At 63.3% G+C, this 19,418-nt stretch carries 22 protein-coding genes and 1 pseudogene; all 23 read left to right on the top strand.

Translation table 11 applies throughout. The features are described 5' to 3' along the window. Positions 1-128 precede the first annotated feature (128 nt). Entirely contained in the window at positions 129-686 is a 558-nt protein-coding gene (locus NP80_RS31145) for a hypothetical protein (RefSeq protein ID WP_140401751.1), read from the top strand. A 356-nt stretch (positions 687-1,042) separates the two neighbouring features. Then, the gene (locus NP80_RS31560; RefSeq protein ID WP_006409013.1) at positions 1,043-1,612 is read left to right on the top strand and encodes a hypothetical protein; all 570 of its coding nucleotides are present in this window, start codon (positions 1,043-1,045) and stop codon (positions 1,610-1,612) included. After that, a pseudogene (locus NP80_RS24895) lies at positions 1,518-3,563 on the top strand (phage terminase large subunit family protein). Before NP80_RS31560 ends, NP80_RS24895 begins: the two are co-directional and overlap by 95 nt. Before the next feature lie 9 nt (positions 3,564-3,572). Further along, a complete protein-coding gene (locus tag NP80_RS24890) occupies positions 3,573-3,779 on the top strand; it encodes a phage head-tail joining protein (RefSeq protein WP_006412163.1) in 207 nt (68 codons plus the stop codon). Then, positions 3,776-5,266, top strand: a complete 1,491-nt coding sequence (locus NP80_RS24885) for a phage portal protein (protein ID WP_045594214.1) — start codon at positions 3,776-3,778, stop codon at positions 5,264-5,266. Before NP80_RS24890 ends, NP80_RS24885 begins: the two co-directional genes overlap by 4 nt. Beyond that, entirely contained in the window at positions 5,263-6,336 is a 1,074-nt protein-coding gene (locus NP80_RS24880) for a head maturation protease, ClpP-related (protein ID WP_045594212.1), read from the top strand. Before NP80_RS24885 ends, NP80_RS24880 begins: the two co-directional genes overlap by 4 nt. A gap of 24 nt (positions 6,337-6,360) precedes the next feature. Next, positions 6,361-6,705 (top strand): head decoration protein, encoded by a 345-nt coding sequence (locus NP80_RS24875; protein WP_006411289.1) that lies wholly within the window; start codon positions 6,361-6,363, stop codon positions 6,703-6,705. 73 nt (positions 6,706-6,778) lie between these two features. Next, positions 6,779-7,774 carry a major capsid protein gene (locus NP80_RS24870; protein WP_045594211.1) on the top strand — a complete coding sequence of 332 codons (996 nt, stop codon included), beginning with the start codon at positions 6,779-6,781 and terminating at the stop codon, positions 7,772-7,774. A gap of 1 nt (position 7,775) precedes the next feature. Then, positions 7,776-8,066: a head-tail joining protein gene (locus NP80_RS24865; protein ID WP_045594209.1), complete on the top strand. Its 291-nt coding sequence runs from the start codon at positions 7,776-7,778 to the stop codon at positions 8,064-8,066. 5 nt (positions 8,067-8,071) lie between these two features. Beyond that, positions 8,072-8,599 (top strand): phage tail protein, encoded by a 528-nt coding sequence (locus NP80_RS24860; protein WP_006411295.1) that lies wholly within the window; start codon positions 8,072-8,074, stop codon positions 8,597-8,599. Further along, the gene (locus NP80_RS24855; protein WP_006411285.1) at positions 8,592-9,119 is read left to right on the top strand and encodes a hypothetical protein; all 528 of its coding nucleotides are present in this window, start codon (positions 8,592-8,594) and stop codon (positions 9,117-9,119) included. Before NP80_RS24860 ends, NP80_RS24855 begins: the two co-directional genes overlap by 8 nt. Then, a complete protein-coding gene (locus NP80_RS24850) occupies positions 9,116-9,796 on the top strand; it encodes a phage baseplate assembly protein V (protein WP_006411288.1) in 681 nt (226 codons plus the stop codon). Before NP80_RS24855 ends, NP80_RS24850 begins: the two co-directional genes overlap by 4 nt. A gap of 114 nt (positions 9,797-9,910) precedes the next feature. Then, a complete protein-coding gene (locus NP80_RS24845; protein WP_226823094.1) occupies positions 9,911-10,645 on the top strand; it encodes a hypothetical protein in 735 nt (244 codons plus the stop codon). 86 nt (positions 10,646-10,731) lie between these two features. Next, positions 10,732-10,929 carry a hypothetical protein gene (locus NP80_RS24840; protein WP_006411284.1) on the top strand — a complete coding sequence of 66 codons (198 nt, stop codon included), beginning with the start codon at positions 10,732-10,734 and terminating at the stop codon, positions 10,927-10,929. Beyond that, positions 10,926-11,270: a GPW/gp25 family protein gene (locus NP80_RS24835; RefSeq protein WP_006411279.1), complete on the top strand. Its 345-nt coding sequence runs from the start codon at positions 10,926-10,928 to the stop codon at positions 11,268-11,270. Before NP80_RS24840 ends, NP80_RS24835 begins: the two co-directional genes overlap by 4 nt. Further along, the gene (locus tag NP80_RS24830) at positions 11,267-12,160 is read left to right on the top strand and encodes a baseplate assembly protein (RefSeq protein WP_006411287.1); all 894 of its coding nucleotides are present in this window, start codon (positions 11,267-11,269) and stop codon (positions 12,158-12,160) included. The genes NP80_RS24835 and NP80_RS24830 overlap by 4 nt, the downstream gene beginning before the upstream one ends. Then, a complete protein-coding gene (locus tag NP80_RS24825; RefSeq protein WP_035947786.1) occupies positions 12,150-12,719 on the top strand; it encodes a phage tail protein I in 570 nt (189 codons plus the stop codon). The genes NP80_RS24830 and NP80_RS24825 overlap by 11 nt, the downstream gene beginning before the upstream one ends. After that, on the top strand, positions 12,716-14,020 hold the full coding sequence (locus tag NP80_RS24820; RefSeq protein WP_006411278.1) for a phage tail protein: 1,305 nt from the start codon (positions 12,716-12,718) through the stop codon (positions 14,018-14,020). The genes NP80_RS24825 and NP80_RS24820 overlap by 4 nt, the downstream gene beginning before the upstream one ends. A gap of 12 nt (positions 14,021-14,032) precedes the next feature. After that, positions 14,033-14,743: a tail fiber assembly protein gene (locus NP80_RS24815; RefSeq protein WP_226823092.1), complete on the top strand. Its 711-nt coding sequence runs from the start codon at positions 14,033-14,035 to the stop codon at positions 14,741-14,743. A gap of 96 nt (positions 14,744-14,839) precedes the next feature. Beyond that, positions 14,840-16,009: a phage tail sheath subtilisin-like domain-containing protein gene (locus NP80_RS24810; RefSeq protein WP_006414292.1), complete on the top strand. Its 1,170-nt coding sequence runs from the start codon at positions 14,840-14,842 to the stop codon at positions 16,007-16,009. A gap of 10 nt (positions 16,010-16,019) precedes the next feature. Continuing rightward, positions 16,020-16,523 (top strand): phage major tail tube protein, encoded by a 504-nt coding sequence (locus NP80_RS24805; protein ID WP_045594207.1) that lies wholly within the window; start codon positions 16,020-16,022, stop codon positions 16,521-16,523. A gap of 82 nt (positions 16,524-16,605) precedes the next feature. Then, positions 16,606-16,935: a phage tail assembly protein gene (locus NP80_RS24800; RefSeq protein ID WP_006411973.1), complete on the top strand. Its 330-nt coding sequence runs from the start codon at positions 16,606-16,608 to the stop codon at positions 16,933-16,935. 55 nt (positions 16,936-16,990) lie between these two features. Further along, a complete protein-coding gene (locus NP80_RS24795; RefSeq protein WP_045594205.1) occupies positions 16,991-19,408 on the top strand; it encodes a phage tail tape measure protein in 2,418 nt (805 codons plus the stop codon). The last annotated feature ends 10 nt before the right edge of the window (positions 19,409-19,418 follow it).

The raw sequence follows: 19,418 nt of genomic DNA, 5'->3' as shown, positions 1-19,418 counted from the left end.
GTTCGCCCTTACGAAATGAATATCGAAGCCCTGAGTGCGAAGGCGCTCAGGGCTTTTTGTTTGGTGGTCCAATCGAGCGATGGTATTGATATAGACTGACATCAACACGACTGCCCGGTGGACGTCATATGAGAAAGGAATACACGGATATTGCAGTGCAAGGTGTCAAGTTGTTTCAGACTTTGATACGTGAGAGTGAGCGTGCAATCGTTGTTCTTGGAGTCGCGCAAATCGATTCAGACCTTGAACGACTTCTCAAGCATGTTTTGCACCCAAGTCCGAGTAAGTCATCGGACGATCTGTTTGATCCGAGCCGCCCACTCGGCAGCTTCAGCTCACGCATTACGCTTGCTCACCGCATGGGTATATTCGATGATGAGTTTGTGAAGGTATTGAACATCCTTCGAAAGATTCGCAACGATTTCGCGCACAATGCTGCTGAACCGAATCTCGATCTGGAGAGACATCGCAACAGAGTCGAGGAGGTTGCGAAATGGGCTCAGAACGACGCGGCTTACATCCGAGGGGTCGAGCAGGGCACATTTCCGGATATGCCGCTCTTGCGAAAGAAGTTCATCGCGTGTGTGATTACCGTGATGCTTATTCTTCGGACCGGCATGCTTGAGATGCAGGTCGTGAACGTCGGCTATCGGCTCAAACCGGATCCAGACTTTCTGCCGACGTAGAAACCGAGGCGAGAACAACACGTAGCCCTGAGTGCGAAAGCCCTCGGGGCTTTTTGCATTGGGGCGCTGAAATGCGAATCGAGTCGACGAGCACCGGGCCGAGCGAGGTCTGGTCGACGTGGGATGAAGATCGAAGCGTGGGGCGCGTTACTGCGCGGTGCTTCGTGTTTGACGACGCGATGGACCGTGTCGTGTGGGCGATGGACCGAGCAGGCGACGGTGTGACCGCCGATGTCGCGATCGGCGCGGGTCTGCCTACTTTTTGAGCAGGCGGGGACCCTCTGGGCATCGCCACACGCGGGGGCTCGCACCCGCGTTTTTTCTCTACTGGCGAGTCTCCCTAGGGGGTCATATTCATGCCGACTCAACAGCAGATCGCCGAGCATCTTGATCTTGATCAGTCGGCCGTTTCACGGTTTGTCGACAAGGCTCGGCTCGATTACAAGACCGCGTCGATGGACGAGATTCGCGTCGCGTATATCCGGCACTTGCGCGAAGTCGCTGCCGGCCGCGCGAGCGAGACCGGCATCGATCTCGTCGCCGAGCGCGCGATGACGGAGCGCGTCGACCGCGAGATCAAATTGCTGACGCTGGCCGAGAAGAAAGGGCAGCTCGTCAACGCGGCGCAGCTGGAACAGGCATACGGCCTGATGGTCGGCGCTTTTCAAACGGAACTGCTGTCGCTCGCCGACAAGCTGGTGCAGGAGCTGCACGCGCTATACGGCGTCCACGTCGACGTCGAATGGTTGAACGAGCATATCTATGGATGCCTTGAGCAGCTTTCTGAATACGACCCAGACGGTGCACGCAGTGATTCGCCGGATCGCGAAGATGCTGCGTCCACCGGAGCGGATCGGGACGACCGAATGGGCGCGCAAGCATCGGAGGATGAGCGCGAAAGCGACCGCTACGCCGGGGCGCTATAACCCGGCCATCACGCCGTGGGTGTTTGGCATGCACGACGCGCTGGACGATCCGAACGTGCAGAAGGTTGTGTGCATGAAATCGGCGCAGGTCGCGTGGACGGACGGCGTCCTGCTGAACTACATCGGCAAGCGGATCGACGTCGATCCGTGTCCGATGATCGTGATGTTCCCGAAAGAGAAGACGGCGAAGAAGTTCAACCTCGAAAAGTTCGAACCGATGGTCGAGGTGACGCCTCGGCTTTCGGCCAAACTGCCGGTGCATTCGGCGCGGGATAAAAACAACCTGTGGGATCACAAGACGTTCGCCCGTGGCTTCCTGAAGTTCATCACGTCGAATGCGCCGGACGAAGTGAAGTCGACGCCGGCCCCGGTCGTGGCCGTCGAAGAGCCGGACGACGCGAACACGAACGTGCGCGAGCAGGGCGACTCGATCACGCTGCTCGAGGAGCGGAACAAGAGCTATTCGGCCCGGCGCCGCAAGATGATCTTGGGCGGTACGCCGACTGTCGACGGTCTGTCGCGGATCCAGCAGGCATACGCGGCGTCCGATCAGCGCGTGTATCTGGTGCCGTGTCCCGACTGCGACGAAGAGCACGAACTTGCATGGGAAAACGTCACGTGGAGCGAGGACGCGGATGTCGTGCACGAGGTGTACGGCCGCGCTCGGCCGGAGTCGGCCCGCTATACCTGTCCGCATTGTGGTTCGTTGTGGGACGACGCGGCACGCATTCGTGCGGTACGCCGCGGGCGGTGGGTCGCCACTGCGCCGTTTCACGGTGTCGCCGGCTTTCGTATCAACGAGCTGGTGTCGCCGTTTCCCGGCTCCAACATGGCCGAACTGGTCAAGAAGTGGCTGACGGCCGAGAAGGCGCTGCGCGAGGGCGACGACACGAAAATGCGCTCGTTCGTGAACAACTCGCAGGGCCGGCCGTACAAGTACAAGAGCGACCTGCCCGAGCTCGATGTGCTCGCCGAACGGGCGCTGCCGTAGGACGAACTGACGGTGCCGGCCGGCGGCCTGCTGCTGACGCTCGGCGTCGACGTGCAGCACGACCGTCTGGCGATCATCCTTCGCGCATGGGGGCGCGGCGAGGAAAGCTGGCTCGTCGCGTGGGGCGAGATCCACGGCAACGTGCTCGAGCAACAGCAGGATCCGCTCGTCGGCGGCGTATGGGGTGCGCTCACGACGCTTCTGACGCACGGCTACCGGCATGAAAACGGCTGGCTGCTGCGCGTGCGCGCGACGTCGATCGACTCGTCGGACGGCTCCACGTCGGACGCCGTCTACAAGTACGTGCGCGCGGCGCAACAGGCCGGGCATCACGTGATGGCGGTCAAGGGCAGCAGCAACCCGGACGCGGAGATCTTCAGCGTGCCGAAGGCATCGATCGATTCGACCCGGAACAACAGCAAGGCCGCGAAGTACGGTCTGCGCCCGTACATGGTCGGCGTGAGCCGCGCGAAGGATCTGATTCTGGAAAACCGGCTGAAGCTCGAAGGCGACGGGCCGGGCCGCATGCACTGGTATCGCGACGTACGCGGCGACTACCTGTCGCAGCTCACGGCCGAGGTGAAGGTGCCGGGGCCGCGCGGCGGCAAGCGCGTGTGGCAAAAGAAGGCCGGTGCGAGAAACGAGGCGCTGGACTGCGAAGGCTACGCGCTCCATGCGGCTCGCAGCGTCAAGGTTCATCTGATGAAGGAGGAGCACTGGCAACTGGAACAGCACCGTGTCTCTCAGGTTTCGTTGTTCGACGCGGTTCCCGTGTTGGAAACGTTGCCTTCGGTGCTACCGGTTGAGCCGTTGCCCGATCCGCCGGCCGAACCGGTTGCCGTCGAGAACCCGCGGCTCGCGCCGCAAGCTGCAAAACCCACCGAAACCCCGCCACCGAGCGGGGTTTCGCGCATTCAGGGGCGTCGAGTCGGGCGGTCGAGCTACCTGTCGCGACGCTAGGAGGTGTTCATGGCATACACAAAGCAGGATCTGGAGCGTATCCAGTCGGCGATCGCTAAAGGCGAGCTGGAAGTCCAGTACGCGGATCGACGAGTGAAATATCGCTCGATCGCCGAGCTGCGCGAAGCGCGCACCGAGATCATTCGCGATCTGAGCGGCGCTGCAGGGCGCTCAACGATCTTCCGGCTGCGGCACGCGGGCAAGGGGGTGCGATGAGTCGCACGTATCCCGCGCTCGCCCGGCGTGGCTTCGTGGTGCCGACGCGGTTGAAGGCGGCGGCATACGAATCGGCGAGCACCGTAGGGGCGCGGGCGAAGTCGTGGCGAGTATCAGGGGCGGGGCCGAACACGGCTGCCGTGCAAAACCTGTCGCTCATGCGTTCTCGCGCGCGCGACGCGATCCGAAACGACCCGTGGGCCAAGACGGCGATCGCGCGACTCGTTTCGAACACGATCGGCACGGGCATTCAAGCGCATCCGCAGCATCCGAACGATGCAGTGCGCAAGATGCAAAAGCAACTTTGGGAGGACAGCGGGCACGAGATCGACGCCGACGACGTGTTCGACATCGCGGGCATCCAGACGCTGGCCGCACGGTCGTTTTTCAGCGACGGCGAGGTGCTGGTACGTCGCCGGATGCGCAGCCCGCGCGACGGGCTCGCGGTGCCGATACAGATCCAGCTACTCGAAGGCGATCTGCTGCCGATGGAGAAAAACGAGCTGGTTCCCGGTGGCGAGATCATCAACGGCGTCGAGTTCGACGCAGACGGCCGACGTGTCGCGTATCACCTGCTGCGGCGTCATCCCGGCGAGTACGGGCGCGCATCGATCGCGAACATGCAGACCGTGCGCGTGCCGGCCGATGAGATTGCGCACGTCTTTCTCGCGCTTCGGCCCGGTCAGGTGCGCGGCGTTCCGGAGCTGTCGACCGTGCTGCTTCGGCTGAAGTCACTCGACAACTTCGATGACGCGGTGCTGTTTCGACAGGAGGTCAGCAACCTCTTTGCCGGCTTCATCACGAAGCCGCCGACCGAGCCGGGCATGCCGGGCGATCCGGTGACCGGCGGCGCCATGCAGTACGACGTCGACGGGTTCTCGCCCGTCGTTTCGCTCGAGCCGGGCAGCATGCAGGAGCTTGCGCCCGGCGAGGACGTGAAGTTCGCTGCGCCGCCGGGTGCGGGTGCCGACTACGGCCCGTTCATGCGCCAGCAACTGATGGCCGCAGCGGCGTCGGTCGGCATGCCGTACGAAGTGCTGACCGGCGACCTGCGCGACGTGAGCGACCGCGTGCTGCGCGTGATCCTGAACGAGTTCCGCCGCTCGATCGAGCAGCTGCAATGGAACGTGTTCATTCACCAGTTCTGCCGGAAGGTCTGGCGCTGGTGGGTCGATGCTTGCGCGTTGTCGGGTGCGATGCCGATGCCGGACTACTACCGAAACCGGCGCGACTACCTGCGGGTTCGATGGGTGCCGCAGGGCTGGCCGTACATCCATCCCGTGCAGGACGTCACGGCGAAGCGAATGGAGATCCGGGCCGGACTGGCGAGCCGTTCGGGCGCGGTGCTCGCGCGCGGCGACGACCCCGAGCAGGTGGACGACGAGAACGCGGCCGATCTTGCGCGCGAGCTGCGGCTCGGCCTTCGGTACGACACGCTCGAACCGGTCGACGGTGGAGGCGGTTTTTCAAATGGGGATGGCGAATGAAGGGAAAGAAGCGTTGGTGGGACATCCGGGCGCAGGCGAACGCGGCCGGCGAGCAGGTGGCCGAGATCCGGATCTACGGCGATATCGGCTTCTGGGGTACGGACGCAGAACTGTTCGCGTCGAAGCTCGATGAGGTCGCCGCAACGGCGACGTCGATCGTCGTGGCCGTGAATTCGATGGGCGGCGACGTGTTCGACGCATTCACGATCTACAACGCGCTGCGTCGGCACGCCGGCAAGGTGACGGGCCGCGTCGACGGCGTCGCTGCATCGGCGGCATCGCTGATTCTGATGGCGTGCGACGAGATCGTGATGCCGTCGAACGCGATGCTGATGATTCACAACCCGCACACGGTCGCAGCCGGCGAGGCCGCGGACCTGCGCAAGCTCGCGGACCTGCTCGACAGCACGTCGGACAACATGCTCGCGGCTTACGTCAAGCGCAGCGGCCGGACCGAGGACGAAGTGCGGGCCATCATGGACGCGGAAACGTGGCTCACCGCCGCGCAGGCGCAGGAGCAGGGGTTCTGCGACACGATCGCCGAGCCGATCCGTATCGCGGCGTATGCGGGCGCTGCGCGACACGTCGCGCGGTTCGCGGCCGTGCCGGATCCGATCCGTGCGCTGCTTGCCGACGATGCCGAAGCGCCGCCCGTTCCTGAGCCGCAGCCCACCCCGGCGCCGGCACCGCAGGCGGCGCCGGACGTAACGGCGCTTGCGTCGCACGTGTATGCGGCGTGCCGTGACGCGCGCATCGAGCACTGCGCCGAAGGCATCGTACTCGCGACCGGACTGCGCGATCGCGCGACGGTCGATGCGGCGATCCGCAACGCGCAGGACATTGCGGGCATCTGTCTCGCGGCGAATCTGACCGAGCTGACAGCGGGGTTCGTGGCGGACGGCCTGTCGCCCGATCAGGTTCGCGCACGGCTGTTCGAGCGTGTGACCGCGTCGCAGACGCGGATCAATCATCGCGCTCAACCGGTCGCACCGGCCGAGTCGACCGTGGTCGCGAACGCGCCGCGAGCGGCGTCCATCTACGCGGCTCGCAAGAGCGGCAAGCAACTTTGACGTTACCCGAGGAGGGGAAAACTCATGTCGAACGTGAAGCAACAAGGCGTGCTGACGGCCGAATTTCTCGTGTCGGAAGGCAACGGGCAGATTTCGCGCGAGCGCATCGTGGTCAAGGCGGGGCCGGCGCTGCCGGCCGGACAGGTGCTCGGCGTGACGAGCACCGGTGAGTATGCACCCTACGACAACGCGGCGAACGACGGCTCGGAAGTCGCGGCGGCAGTGCTCTATGCGCCGCTGCCGGCGTCGGACGCGCCGCGCCCGGCGACGGGCATCGTGCGGCTCGCCGAGGTCGCCGGTGCGCTGTTGACCGGGCTCGACGTTGCCGGCCGCAGCGATCTCGCCGAGCGGCACGTGATCGTCCGCTGACCGTCCTAAGCGCCATTCAGGGCCACGCACTGCGCGTGGCCTTTTTTGTATCCATTTCCATGTTGGAGGTTGTATGGCGGACATCGCCCTGTTTCAAGACGACGCGTTTTCGCTGTCGTCCCTTACCGCTGCAATCAATGATCAGCCGCACGTACCGGGACGCATCGGCGCACTCGGCCTGTTCGAAGAGGACGGCATCACGACGACGACCGTGCAGATCGAGCGTGACGGCGACACGCTGTCGCTTGTTCCGGCCGGTGAGCGCGGCACGCCGGCGGCGGTCGTCGTCGGCAGCAAGCGCAGCATGATCCCGTTCAACACGGTGCATCTGCCGCAGCGCGCATTCCTGAAGGCGGACGAAATCCAGAACCTGCGTGCCTTCGGCTCCGAGACGGAGCTGGAAGCGCTGCAGACCGTCGTGAACCGGCGCTTGGCGAAGCTGCGTCGTCAGCTCGACGCGACGCATGAGTTCCATCGAATCGGCGCGATCAAGGGAGCGGTGCTCGACGCGGACGGTACGACAGTGCTGATCGACCTGCTGAAGTACTTCGGAATCGACCAGACCGTGATTCCGTTCGAGCTGGCGACGGCGACAACCGAGATCCGCGTGAAGTGTGTCGAAGTCCAGGACGCGATCGAGGACGCGCTCGGCGCGACGGCTTACACCGGCGTGCGCGTGTTCTGCGGGCGCGAGTTCTGGAACAAGCTGATCGTCGCGAAGTCGGTGAAGGAAACGTATCTTGCGTCCGTTATGGCCGCGCAGCTGCGGGGCGACGGGCGCGATGCGTTCGACTTCGGCGGGTGCACGTTCGAACGATATCGCGGGCGCGTCGGCGACATCGGTTACGTCGCGGACGACGAAGCGTACGCAGTGCCGGAAGGCGTGCCGGAGCTGTTCATCACGCGTTTCGCGCCGGCCGACTACGTTGAAGCGGTGAACACGACGGGTCTGCCGTACTACGCGAAGCAGGAACTCGCGCAGTTCGGCAAGGGCGTCGACATCGAGGCGCAGTCGAACCCGGTTCACCTCTGCACGCGCCCGAAGGCGATCGTCAAGCTGAAGGTGTGACGTGGCGTTCCGGGATCTGATCTCGGACGTCGATGCTGCGGTGCTGCGTGATCTCGGCGACGCGGATATCACGATCGACGGCCGGCCCGTCGAAGGGATGTTCGCGTCGCCGTGGCTCGGGCCGGATCTCGGCAGCCAGCGCACGCAGCTCGTCGCACCGGTGTTTCATCTGCGCGACCGCGATGCCACTACGGTCCGTCAGGGCAGCATCCTGATCGCAAGGGGCGAGCGTTACCGCGTGCTTGAGGCGCATCCGGACGGCACCGGCTGGACGGTCCTCATTCTCCAGTAGGCGAAATGGACGATCTGAAGATCGAAATCGATATCAAAGAGGCGATGGCCGTGCTGCAAGGGTTGTCGCCGTCCGCGATACAGGGTGCGTGGCGACGGACGTTGCGCAAGACGGCGGGCTGGATCAAGAGCCAGACCGCGAAGGAAGTCGGGGCGGCGACGAAGATCCCGCAGAAGGTGATCCGTAGCCGCCTCTACTTCTTTCTCCGCTCGGCCGATACCGGCAAGGTGTGGCTCGGTTTGAACCCGATCGAAGCGCATCGGCTCGGAAAGGCAACGAAAACGCGCAAGGGCATGCGTGTCGGCCGCCGGTCGTTCGAAGGTGCGTGGCGGCAAACGAAGCGAAAGCCCGATGGCCCGATATACGAGCGTGTCGGCAAGGAGCGCATGCCGTACCGGCTGATCACGGTTTCGTGGCAGCAGTCGGGCGACCCGGCGTTCCGACGTGCGGCCAAGGCATGCGAGGCCCGGCTGATGGTAATTCTCCGTCAGGAAGTGAACTACGAACTGCAGAAGGTGATGCGCCGTGCTTGAGAACCTGAAAGTGCTACACGATGCGATCGAGCGCGGCATGCGCGAGAAGCTGCCTGCGATGAAACGAATCGAGGCGTACCCGCGTCTCGGTCAGAAGATCGACACGCCGCTGATTGCCATCGAACTGAGCGAATTCGAGCCCGGCCACGACGACGGGACGGGCGATGTGCCGCTGATCGCGCGCATGCAGGCCCGCGTCGTGTTCGATCCAATCGCCGAAGGCGCGGAGCTCGACGTGCGCGAGGTGGCAGCGCGCGTTGCGATGGTCGTGCATGGGAACACGTGGGAACTGCCCATTACGCCGGGCAAGGTCGTGCAGGTGGCCGAGGATCCGTTCCGGCCGCAGCTCGACACGTATTGCGTGTGGCTGGTCGAATGGACCCACGAATTCGGCCTTGGCATGGATATGGGCGACATTCCGGACGGCCCCGCGATTCTGTGGGGCGTCGATCCGGACACGGGCAGCGGCAACGAAGGCCAGTACTGGAATCCGGCCAACGATGGAGGTGGTGCGCCATGAGCGATTACGAGCTGGGCGAGATCGACCGCCGCATGGCTTGCATGGTGCAGCATGGGACGGTCGAGCAGGTCTCGTATCAGCCTCCGCTGTGCCGCGTACGTATCGGCGATTGGGTGAGCGACTGGATGCCGTGGAAGACCGCCGCGGCTGGCATCGTTCGCTTCTGGCGTCCGCCGTCCGTCGGCGAGCAGGCGTCGATGTTTGCACCGTCCGGGGAGCTGGCCGGCGCGTACGCCGCTCCGGGCTATTACTCCGATCAGCATGGCGGCTCGGCACGGTCCAGTCCGTCCGAGACGGCATGGGACTACCCGGATGGCGCGTCCGAAGTCTACGACCATGAGAAGCACGAATACCGCGTCGACGTGCCGGCAGGCGGGCGCATCGTGTTTCGCATCGGTGGCACCGAGCTGGAGCTGCGCGCGGATGGCGTCACGTTGCGCACGAAGCAATTCCTCGGTGACGTGCCGGACTCGACCTTCACTGGCAACACGACGACCGAGAAACTGCTCACTTTCAACGGTGGCATGCAGGGCAAGGGCGGCGGCGATGGTGGTCCGGCAGTTCGCGTGGAGGGCGAGGCGCATTATTCCGGCGACGTCGAGATCGCGGGCAAGTCCTTCCTTGCGCATAAGCATAGAGAGCAGGGGGACGGCGAACTGGTGTCCGTGCCGGTCTGATACCGTGCTCCTGTCGTTCCTGACAGGTATTGGTGGCTAGCCGCATTGTGTATGTTCGGTTGCCGCGGAATCTCGGTCCGCAGGAACGTGCTTAATTCTGTCTGGAGATAGTGAATGAGCGGAGTGGTACAGCAGCAACCTGAGAAGAAGCACATATTCGACTGGCCGTGGGCTGTCATCGTGTCGGTGATCGGCCTGATGTGGTTAGGAATCGCCTACTCGCTTGGGGATGCCTATTACGGCGCGTACCTCGAAGTGTTTTCAGTTGACGATAGCGGCTTCCAAATAGACCGCGCAAAGCACTTGGTGCTCGCAGTGTGGGGCGCATTGAATGCTTCTATTGCGTTGCAAGAATGGCTGGCCAGTACATGGAAACGACTACTGTTGTGCGCCGTCGCAGTAATTGTGTACATCGGATTAGTGTATGGCGCCCGGAAATTAATATCGATTCTGATGCCGCGTATCACGGAGAAATCGGGAGCCGCACTTGAAGTCGTCCGCCGTGCACCGACACTCAGAAAGTGTCTAAGCACAATCATTGTGGTCCTTCTTCTGGCGATCGGCTTCGTCTGGTTTTGCATCTTTCTGCCGCCGTTTATTTCGATCCCTTCTGGTATAGGCGCTGCAATCGGTGAGCACATCGCGAAGCAACACAAAGCGGACTTCGATAAAGGTTGCCTTCGGTCGAGGGCGAAATGCTACGTGGCAACGCGAGATGGAAAAGAGATCGGTCGAGGTTACGAGGTTGCGCAGTCCGCCACGCGCATTGCCTTGTACTACCAAGGCCGTACGATGCAACTGCCGCTTGATGGCGTGCATTTGGAGACGGTAGAGCAGTTGTCCAAATGAGCGGAATGCGCCGAATTTCTTGGCGAACACATGTGAAAAGCAACTTTGCCCCGCTTCGGCGGGGTTTTGTTTTTGAGAGGCCGATCATGGCAAAAGACAACCCGCCGGCTGCTACGCCGGCCGTCGCAAAGTTTCTCGATACGCGGTTCCGTAGCCGCGTGATCGTCTTCCCGAACGGCGACGTGCTGCGTGTCCTGTCTGGCGAGGCGATCGCAAGATCCGCCGCCCAGATCGAATACCTCGATGCGCATCCCGACTTCAAGCGGGTCGAGGAGCGCGGATGAGCCGGTCCGGTGCACTCGTCGGCATGGACCGATGGACCGGTGCGCCGATCACCGGCATCGCGCACTTGAAGCAGAGTCTCGGCGACATCCTCGGCACGCGCAAGGGAACGCGACGGGAATTGCCCGAGTACGGGTCGGACATCCCGCTGATGGTCGATCTTCCGATCACACGCGGATGGATATCTGCCGCACAGGCCGAAGCGGCACGGGCGATCGGCCGATGGGAACCACGAATCAAACTCGCTCAGGTCAAGGTGCTGTCGGTCATCGACGGCAAACCAACATTCGCGATTCGTGGTGAATACGACGGCACGGCTGTGGAAATCGAGGTGCCAACATGACGATTATCGATCTCGCTTCGTTGGACCCGCCGGATCTTGTCGAGGTACTCGACTTCGAGGCCGCGTTCCGAATGAAGCTGGAGTATTTCAAATCGATCTATCCCGACTGGACTGCGGCGCTGAAGTCGGATCCGGTCGTCAAGCTGATCGAGCTGGCAGCGTATGACGAGATCCGTGCTGCGGCGCGAGTCAATGACGCTGCGCGCGCAGTCATGCTCGCGTTTTCTACGGGCGCCGATCTGGAGCATCTGGCGGTTCTGTTGGACACGGAGCGAGCGGTGATCGATCCCGGTGATCCGGAAGCTAATCCGCCAGTCGAGCGGCGCATGGAATCGGACGATCGGTTGAAGTTGCGCGCTCAGATGTCGATGGAGCGTGCGACGGTTGCAGGGCCATTCGGCGCGTACCGGGCATTCGCGATGGACGCGTCTGCCGACGTGCTGGATGTGACTGTAGACCGACCGGAACCGGGTACCGTGCGGCTCACGATCATGTCCGCACGAGGCGATGGCGTACCGGATCAGGCATTGCTTGATCTGGTGCGCGACAAAGTAGCGCCCGAGACCGTTCGCCCGCTCAACGATACGGTTCTGATCAGTGCGGCGGCGAAGATCGAATACGCCATCGATGCGATCGTATATGTCGGCGGCGGGCCGGATCCGAACATTGTGCTGGATGCCCGCCGAAAGATGTTGGAGAGCGTGGTGGCGAATTCGAGAAAGCTTCGGGTTGGTATGCCCCGGTCTGCTATCGAAGGGGCGCTCCACGCGCCCGACAGTGGCGTCACCCGCATAGAACTGCGTTCGCCGGCCGACGATGTCTTATGTGGTTCGCGAGAGTTTGCGCATTGCACGGCCATCAATTTGGAGGTGAAGATCGATGACGCCTGAGCCGCTGCTGCCGTCGAATCAAACGCCGCTCGAGGCGGCACTCGCGCGCGTGATGCGCCCGACCGTCCAGCCGGAAGTGCTGCGCACGCTATGGGACGCTGATCGCTGTCCAGTAGCGTGGTTACCGTGGCTCGCATGGGCACTGGCTGTCGATGGTTGGGAACTCGCCGAATCGGAGGATGCCCGGCGAGCGCTGGTGAAGGGCTCGTTGGCGTTGCATCGAAAGAAGGGCACACCTTGGGCGGTGCGTGAGGTAATTCGCCGCCTTGGGTTCGGCGAGGTCACGATCATCGAAGGGCGCAGAGGCGGGCGTCGCGATGGGGCGTTCGTACGTAACGGTGAGCAATTGCGCGGTAGGACGAGCGCGTGGGCAGAGTACATCGTGAAGTTGGGGAGGCCAGTCACCCGCGATCAGGCCGACAAGTTGTGGCGGGCGATTGAGCGTTACGCGCCTGCCCGCAGCAAGCTTGCCGCGCTCGATTATGCAGCCGTTGCGATCCGTCATAACGGCATTGCAGTCCGGGACGGGCAATACACTAGAGGGAGTATCACGACATGACAGATCTGGTTGAGATCGAGCGATGGGAGAATGGAATCTACCAACTCGAAACGTCGGATCCTGTAATGGGTGGACCGGACGGTATCGACAACTTGCAGGCAAAGCAACTTGCGAACCGCACTCGATATCTGAAAAAAGCGATCGAGGCCAGCCAAAGCAGCTTTGACGAGCATGTTGAAGCGACCGATCCGCATCCGCAATATGCGACACACGGCGAATTGGCAGAAAAGGTCGCCGCTTTGGTAGCGCAGGCGCCGGGCACGCTCGATACGTTGAGCAAGCTCGCGAAGGCGCTAGACAACGATCCGAATTTCGCATCGAAGGTCGCGAGTGCGCTGGCATCGAAAGCGGCGCTGGACTCACCGCCGTTCGTCGGCACGCCGACGACGCCGACACCACCTATGGGCGATAGCGGTTCGGTCGTGGTGAACGCGGCATGGGTCAGAGGGCAGAACTATCAGCCAGCGCTCGGCTTTACGCCGGTTCAGCAGGGAGGCGGCACGAATCAAGGCGCGAATAAGGTCAAGATCGGCTGGAATCTTGATGGTTCCGGGCTGAGGTGCATGGTGGACGCGACCGACCTCGGGAACTTCGTGTTCGATAGCGCAGTGATCGGACAGATCGTATTCGAACCTCGTACGCAGGCGCGGGCAGGGTACCTGAAGTGCAACGGGGCGCTGATCAAACGGGCCGACTATCCCAAGCTTTGGGCGTACGCGCAGGCAAGCGGCGCGCTCGTTACTGATGCTGCATGGGGCGCCGGCAACAACGGCTGCTTTTCCCATGGGGATGGCGCGACGACATTCCGTTTGCCCGAATTGCGTGGGGAATTCTTGCGTTGCTGGGACGATGGCCGCGGGGCGGACGCGTCGCGCGCGATCGGGACATGGCAAGGCGGGCAGAACGCCTATCACGCGCACGGCGCATCGTCCGGTGCGGCGGGAGCACACGGTCATTCTGCGTGGACCGATACGCAAGGATGGCATGGTCACCACGGCACGACCGCGGGCGGAGGCGCGCACAGTCACCAGCTGGACTACAGGACTCCCGAGTGGACAGCGGATACCGACCGGGGCGGCGTCGGCAGCACGTTTTCAGTCGATACGCCGGTCCAGCCGTGGACAACTGTCGTTGGTGACCACGTGCACGTATTTGACACCGACGGGGCGGGCAATCACGCGCACAACGTCGGAATCGGTGCAGTCGGCGACCACGTCCATTCCATCACGATCAACGGTGACGGCGGAAACGAAGCACGTCCGCGCAACATCGCGCTGCTTGCAATGATTCGCGCGTATTAAACGGAGTACGAAATGCTCTTGCATCAATATGACAGCCAAACCGGTCAATATCTGAACAGTTTTTTGGCTGATCCTGATCCTCTCAATCCCGGTCGGTGGCTGGAGCCAGCATTTACCACGTCCATGCAATTGCCTGAGCGGCCGCGCCTCACGTGGCCGGTCTTTCGCGATGGTTCGTGGTCACTGGTGCCTGACTATCGAACATTGCGTCTCTATCGAAAGGACAACGGCGAGGTGGCCGAGATACTGGTCATTGGAATTACGCCGGACGATGCCGGCTTGACTGATGTACCGCGGCCATCCGATGAGCACGTTTGGAGCGAGGCGACAAAATCATGGGAGGTGGACCCGTCGATCGTCGCAGCTCGCGCTCGCGACGTGGCGATGGCGGAATTCGAGAGACGACGCGCAATTGCTGTGCGGAAGAACTTCGGCAAGGCCGACGCGTTTGCCGCCGGCATGATGACGCTCGCTGAAGAAGCTGTCTTCAAGGCGTGGGCGGCTTATCAAATGGCGTTGGTGCGGCTTGTCGATTCGCCGACGTTTCCGGACGGTGTCGTTTGGCCCGATGAGCCGGACGAGGCGCAAGTCGTTGCGCAGGCCGAGGCGGAAGCTGACGCCGCGAGAAAGCGACTGGAGGCGGACGCCGCTGCACGCCTTGCAGCCGCGCAGCCGCCGAAGCAAGTGCCGGTCGACAGCCGGAACGCCGAGCTGACCGACTGACGCTGGATCCGCATTTAAGAGTGCGATGACGCACGTTCGAATTGCAGGCCGCTCACATGAGCGGCTTTTCTATTTGTAGCTTTCTCGGAGACCTGAATGGCTGCTACTTCTTTCTATCACGGCGTCACGACCGTGCTGGTCGATACCGGGCCGCGCACGATCGCAGTCCCGTCGACGTCGGTCGTCGGCATCGTGGACACCTACACGCCTGGCCCGGACCTCGTCGCGCCCAACGTGCCCGTGCGCATCACCAGCGAGTACGACGCCGTCGCTGCGTTCGGTGAGACCAGCCCGATCACGCGCGCGATTCAGGGCATCTACAAGCAGAGCAAGACGGTCATGGTGGCTGTCGGCGTTCCGGCCGATCAGACCGATGCTGAACTGACGTCCGCGATTATCGGTGGCGTGTCCGCGGGCGGTGCGCGCACCGGCATGCAGGCGCTGCTCGATGGCAAATCGCTGTTCGACCTGAAGCCGCGGCTGCTGATCGCGCCCGGCCATACCGCCAAGCAGCCGGTCGCGACAGCGGCCGATGAGCTTGCCGCCAAGCTGCGCGCGATCGCGATCATCGACGGGCCGAACAAGACCGACGAGGATGCGATCCAGTACGCGAAGAACTTCGGCAGCAAGCGTCTGTATCTGGTCGATCCCGGCGTGCGGTACTGGGACACGGCGAAGAACGCGGACGTCGACGCGCCGGCATCGGCGTATGCGGCGGGCCTGTTCTGCCAGACCGACGCGGCGATCGGCTTCTGGGCATCGCCCTCGAACAAGGAAATCGTCGGCATCAGCGGCACGAAGCGGCCGATCGAATTTCTCGACGGCGACGAGACCTGCCGCGCGAATCTGCTGAACAACGCGTTCATCACGACGATCATCCGCGACGGCGGGTATCGCCTGTGGGGCAACCGGACGTTGTCGGCCGATCCGAAGTGGTCGTTCGTGACTCGCGTGCGCACGCTCGACATCGTGATGGACGCCGTGCAGGCCGGCCATAAGTGGGCGGTCGATCGCGGCATTACGGCAACGTACGTGCAGGACGTCACCGAAGGGCTGCGGGCGTTCATGCGCGATCTGCGCAATCAGGGCGCGGTGATCAACTTCGAGGTGTACCCGGATCCGAAGCTCAATTCCGCGTCGCAGCTCGAGCAGGGCAAGGTGTACTGGAACATCCGGTTCACGGACGTTCCGCCGGCAGAAAACCCGATCTTCCGCTTCGAGGTCACGAACGAGTGGCTGACGGAAGTTCTCGACACGCAATCGTAAGAGGTGACGCATGGTCCCGGAAACTCTGAACAACATGGCGTTGTACGTCGACGGGCGCGGCTTTGCCGGCCGCGCGCCCGAAGTCAGTCCGCCGAAGCTGAAGATCAAGACGGAGGACTATCGCGCGGGCGGCATGGACGCGCCCGTCAAGGTCGACCAAGGTATGGAGGGGCTGCAGGCGGCGTTCACCATGGGGAGCGTCGAGCGTGACGTGCTGAAGTTCTTCGGGCTGGCCGACAACAGCGCGTTCAACGCCACCTTTCGCGGTGCGTTTCGCGACACGCGGGGCAAGGTGAAGTCGGTCGCGCTCATCATGCGCGGCATGCTGTCCGAATACGATCCCGGCAGCTGGAAGCCGGGCTCGACGTCGGAGCTGAAGTACACGGCCGATCTGTCTTACTACAAGGCCGAGATCGACGGTGCGGTGATCTGCGAGATTGACGTGCTGAACATGATCCGCATCATCGACGGCGTCGATCAGCTCGCCGATGTGCGCAAGGCGCTCGGCATGTGAGCGCCGCGGCCGGCCAAAGCAACTTTTCGATAACCCGAGGGGCGGGCCGTTGACCGTCCCTTTGTCATTTCTGAGGTGCTGAGTGGAAACCGTGAAGATCAAACTGAAGTATCCCGTGGCGTTCGACGGCGTCGTGCGCGACGAACTGGTGATGCGCCGCCCAAAGGTTCGCGACATGCGCGCGGCGAGCAAGCAGGCACAGGGTGACGACGAGCTGCGCGAGATCGTGCTGTTCGCGACGCTGGCCGACGTCGCGCCCGACGACATCGAAGGAATGGACATGGTCGATTACGACGCCATGCAGCGTGCGTACGAATCCTTTCGATCCGTTCGTCCGGCTGCCAATCGAAACAGTGAAGGCGCTGGCTCGCCGGCTGATGAAGGAGTACGGGGTGCAGCCGCAGTCGGTTGACGACATGACGATCGACGACGTGTTGTGGTGGCTGACTGATTGAGCGAGGACTGACATGGCACGCGATATTGCACTTGGCATCGTCATCGGCGGTGCCGTGTCGGCAACGCTCGGCAAGGCGTTTGCCGACACGAACTCGAAGATCGTCGGGCTGCGCAAGGCTGCGAGCGAGCGCGGCATGTGGCAGCGGCAGATTGGCGAGACGATCAAGCTGCAAGAGGAGTTTCGCCGGCTGCATCTGGCGGGCGACAGCGCCGCGGACGGAATCCGGCGCAAGCTGGACAGCAATGTTCGTGCGCTGCGTGACGCCGGGTTCGAGGTCGATCGCCTCGATCGCGCGTACGCGAGACTCGGGCGCACCGTTCGCGGGCTCGAACTGAAAGCGGCCGGGCACGAACGTCTGGCTGTCGGCCGCGACGGCATGCGTGATGCGGCGCGCGACACCATGAAGCTCGGTGCGGCCGTCGCGGTGCCGACCACGGTGTCGGCGCAGTATCAGGCGATCATTCGCGACATCGCGATCAAGGCCGGCATCGCGCGCACGGAGCAGGAGCGCGCGATGTCCGAGCGCATCCGCCGTGACGCATTGTCGAACGGCATGGGGCGCAACGAGCTGGCCGACGCGGTCAACCAGATGGTTGCGGCCGGGATGGACGTCGACCGGGCGCTGAACTTCGGCCCGGCCGTCGCGAAATTCTCGGTAGGTCAGGGGGCGTCCAGCGTCGAGACTGCGCAGATGATTCAGGCGCTGCAGCAGAACGCTGACATCAAGGATCCCAAGGCGATGATGAAGGCGCTTGAGGCGATCGCGTATCTCGGCAAGGAGGGCTCGTTCGAATCCGTCGACATGGCGCGTTGGTTCCCGGTGCTGTTGGCCGAAATGAAGAAGCTCGGCATCACGGGGAAGGATTCGGTGACGCAGCTCGGCGCAATGCTGCAGGTCCAGATGAAGACGGCCGGCAACGCAGACGAGGCAGCGAACAACCTGAAGAACTGGTTTTCGAAGATCGGTTCAGGGGAGACCGAGCGCAACTACAAAAAGGCCGGCGTCGACTACGAAGCGAAGATGAAGGAGGCGATCAACAAGGGATGGTCGCCGCTGGAGGCGTCGTTTGTTCTCGCGCGGGCCTACATCGAGCGTGTCGATCCGAAGAAGGCGGCGCAGCTGGCAGCGGTGGCGAAGCAGCTCAACAGCGAGCTGGATCCCGCGAAGCGTCAGGCGCAGATGCGGGCCTTCGAGGACACGATGAAGACCGGCGACCTGTTCAACGACATGCAGGTCAAGGTAGCGCTCACCGCCTACATGCAGAACGCCGATCTGTATCAGAAGCTCAAGCGCAACGCGGCAGATGCGAGCGGTGAGATCGACAAGGATCTGGCCGATCGGCGGGCAACGTCGAAGCAGATCTGGAGCGAGGTCGTCCAGCAGTGGGACGACGCGATGCGCAGTATCGGCGATGCGCTGCGGCCGGTGACGGATCTCGCCGGCAAGGTCGCGAAGCGTGCGGGCGAAACGGTGCAGCACGCGTCCGATGCGGCCCCCGGAGCGACCGCAGCGGTCGTCGGCGTCATCGGCACGGCGATTGCCGTTCGTGGCGCACGTGCTGCGTGGAACATGGGGCGCGGCGTGTTCGACATTCTGCGCGGCGGGTGGATGGCTCGACGTGGCGGTGGTGGGGCACCTGGTGGCGGCACTGCCGGCGGACGGCTTGGCAAGGCGCTCGACGCGTTGAGCGGTGCGGCCGGGGGCGTGCAACGCGTATTCGTCGTGAACCTGCCGGGCGGCGGTCTCGGTGGCGGCATCGCCGGCGCAGCGGGCGATCTGCTCGGCGACCTTGCCGGCGGCGGCTCGACAGCTGGTCGCGCGTCGAGCGGTCGACTCGGGCGCGTCATCGGCGCGTTTCGTACGGTCGCCGGCCGCATTGCGCCGTACGCGGGGAAGCTCGCGATCGCCGGCAGCGTCCTGAAGATCGCGTTCGCGGCGAAGGACGCATACGCGGTCGCACGCAGCGACCAGCCGATCGCGAGGAAGGCGGAAGGGTACGCCAGCATCGGCGGCTCGCTCGCCGGTGGCGTCGTTGGAGCGAAGCTCGGTGCGGGTATCGGCATGCTCGGCGGCCCGATCGGCGTTGCGATCGGCGGTGTGCTTGGCGGTGCAGTCGGTACGTTCGCCGGCGGGAAGTTACTTGGCGCGATCGCGCGATGGGCGACCGGCCCGAAGGCGGACGACAGTGACGCAGCGAAGGCCGCTGCGAAGGCCGCCGCGGGCGCGGATTCGCCGCAGTCGCGTCCCTTCAAGGTCGAGCAACAAAACTCGTTCGCTCCGGTGTTCCACATCAAGGTCGAGGGCAGTTCGGACGCCGAGATCGCGGACAAGCTGCTGGCCCGCATCAACCCGCTGATTCAGCGGACGATGACCGAGACGCTCGACAAGAGCAACCGGTCGGCGATGTTCGATGCACCGCATCTGTAAGGGGGTGGTA

The organism is Burkholderia multivorans ATCC BAA-247 (genome assembly GCF_000959525.1).
Classification (GTDB): Bacteria; Pseudomonadota; Gammaproteobacteria; order Burkholderiales; family Burkholderiaceae; genus Burkholderia; species Burkholderia multivorans.
This window is presented reverse-complemented; position numbering and strand designations above follow the sequence as displayed.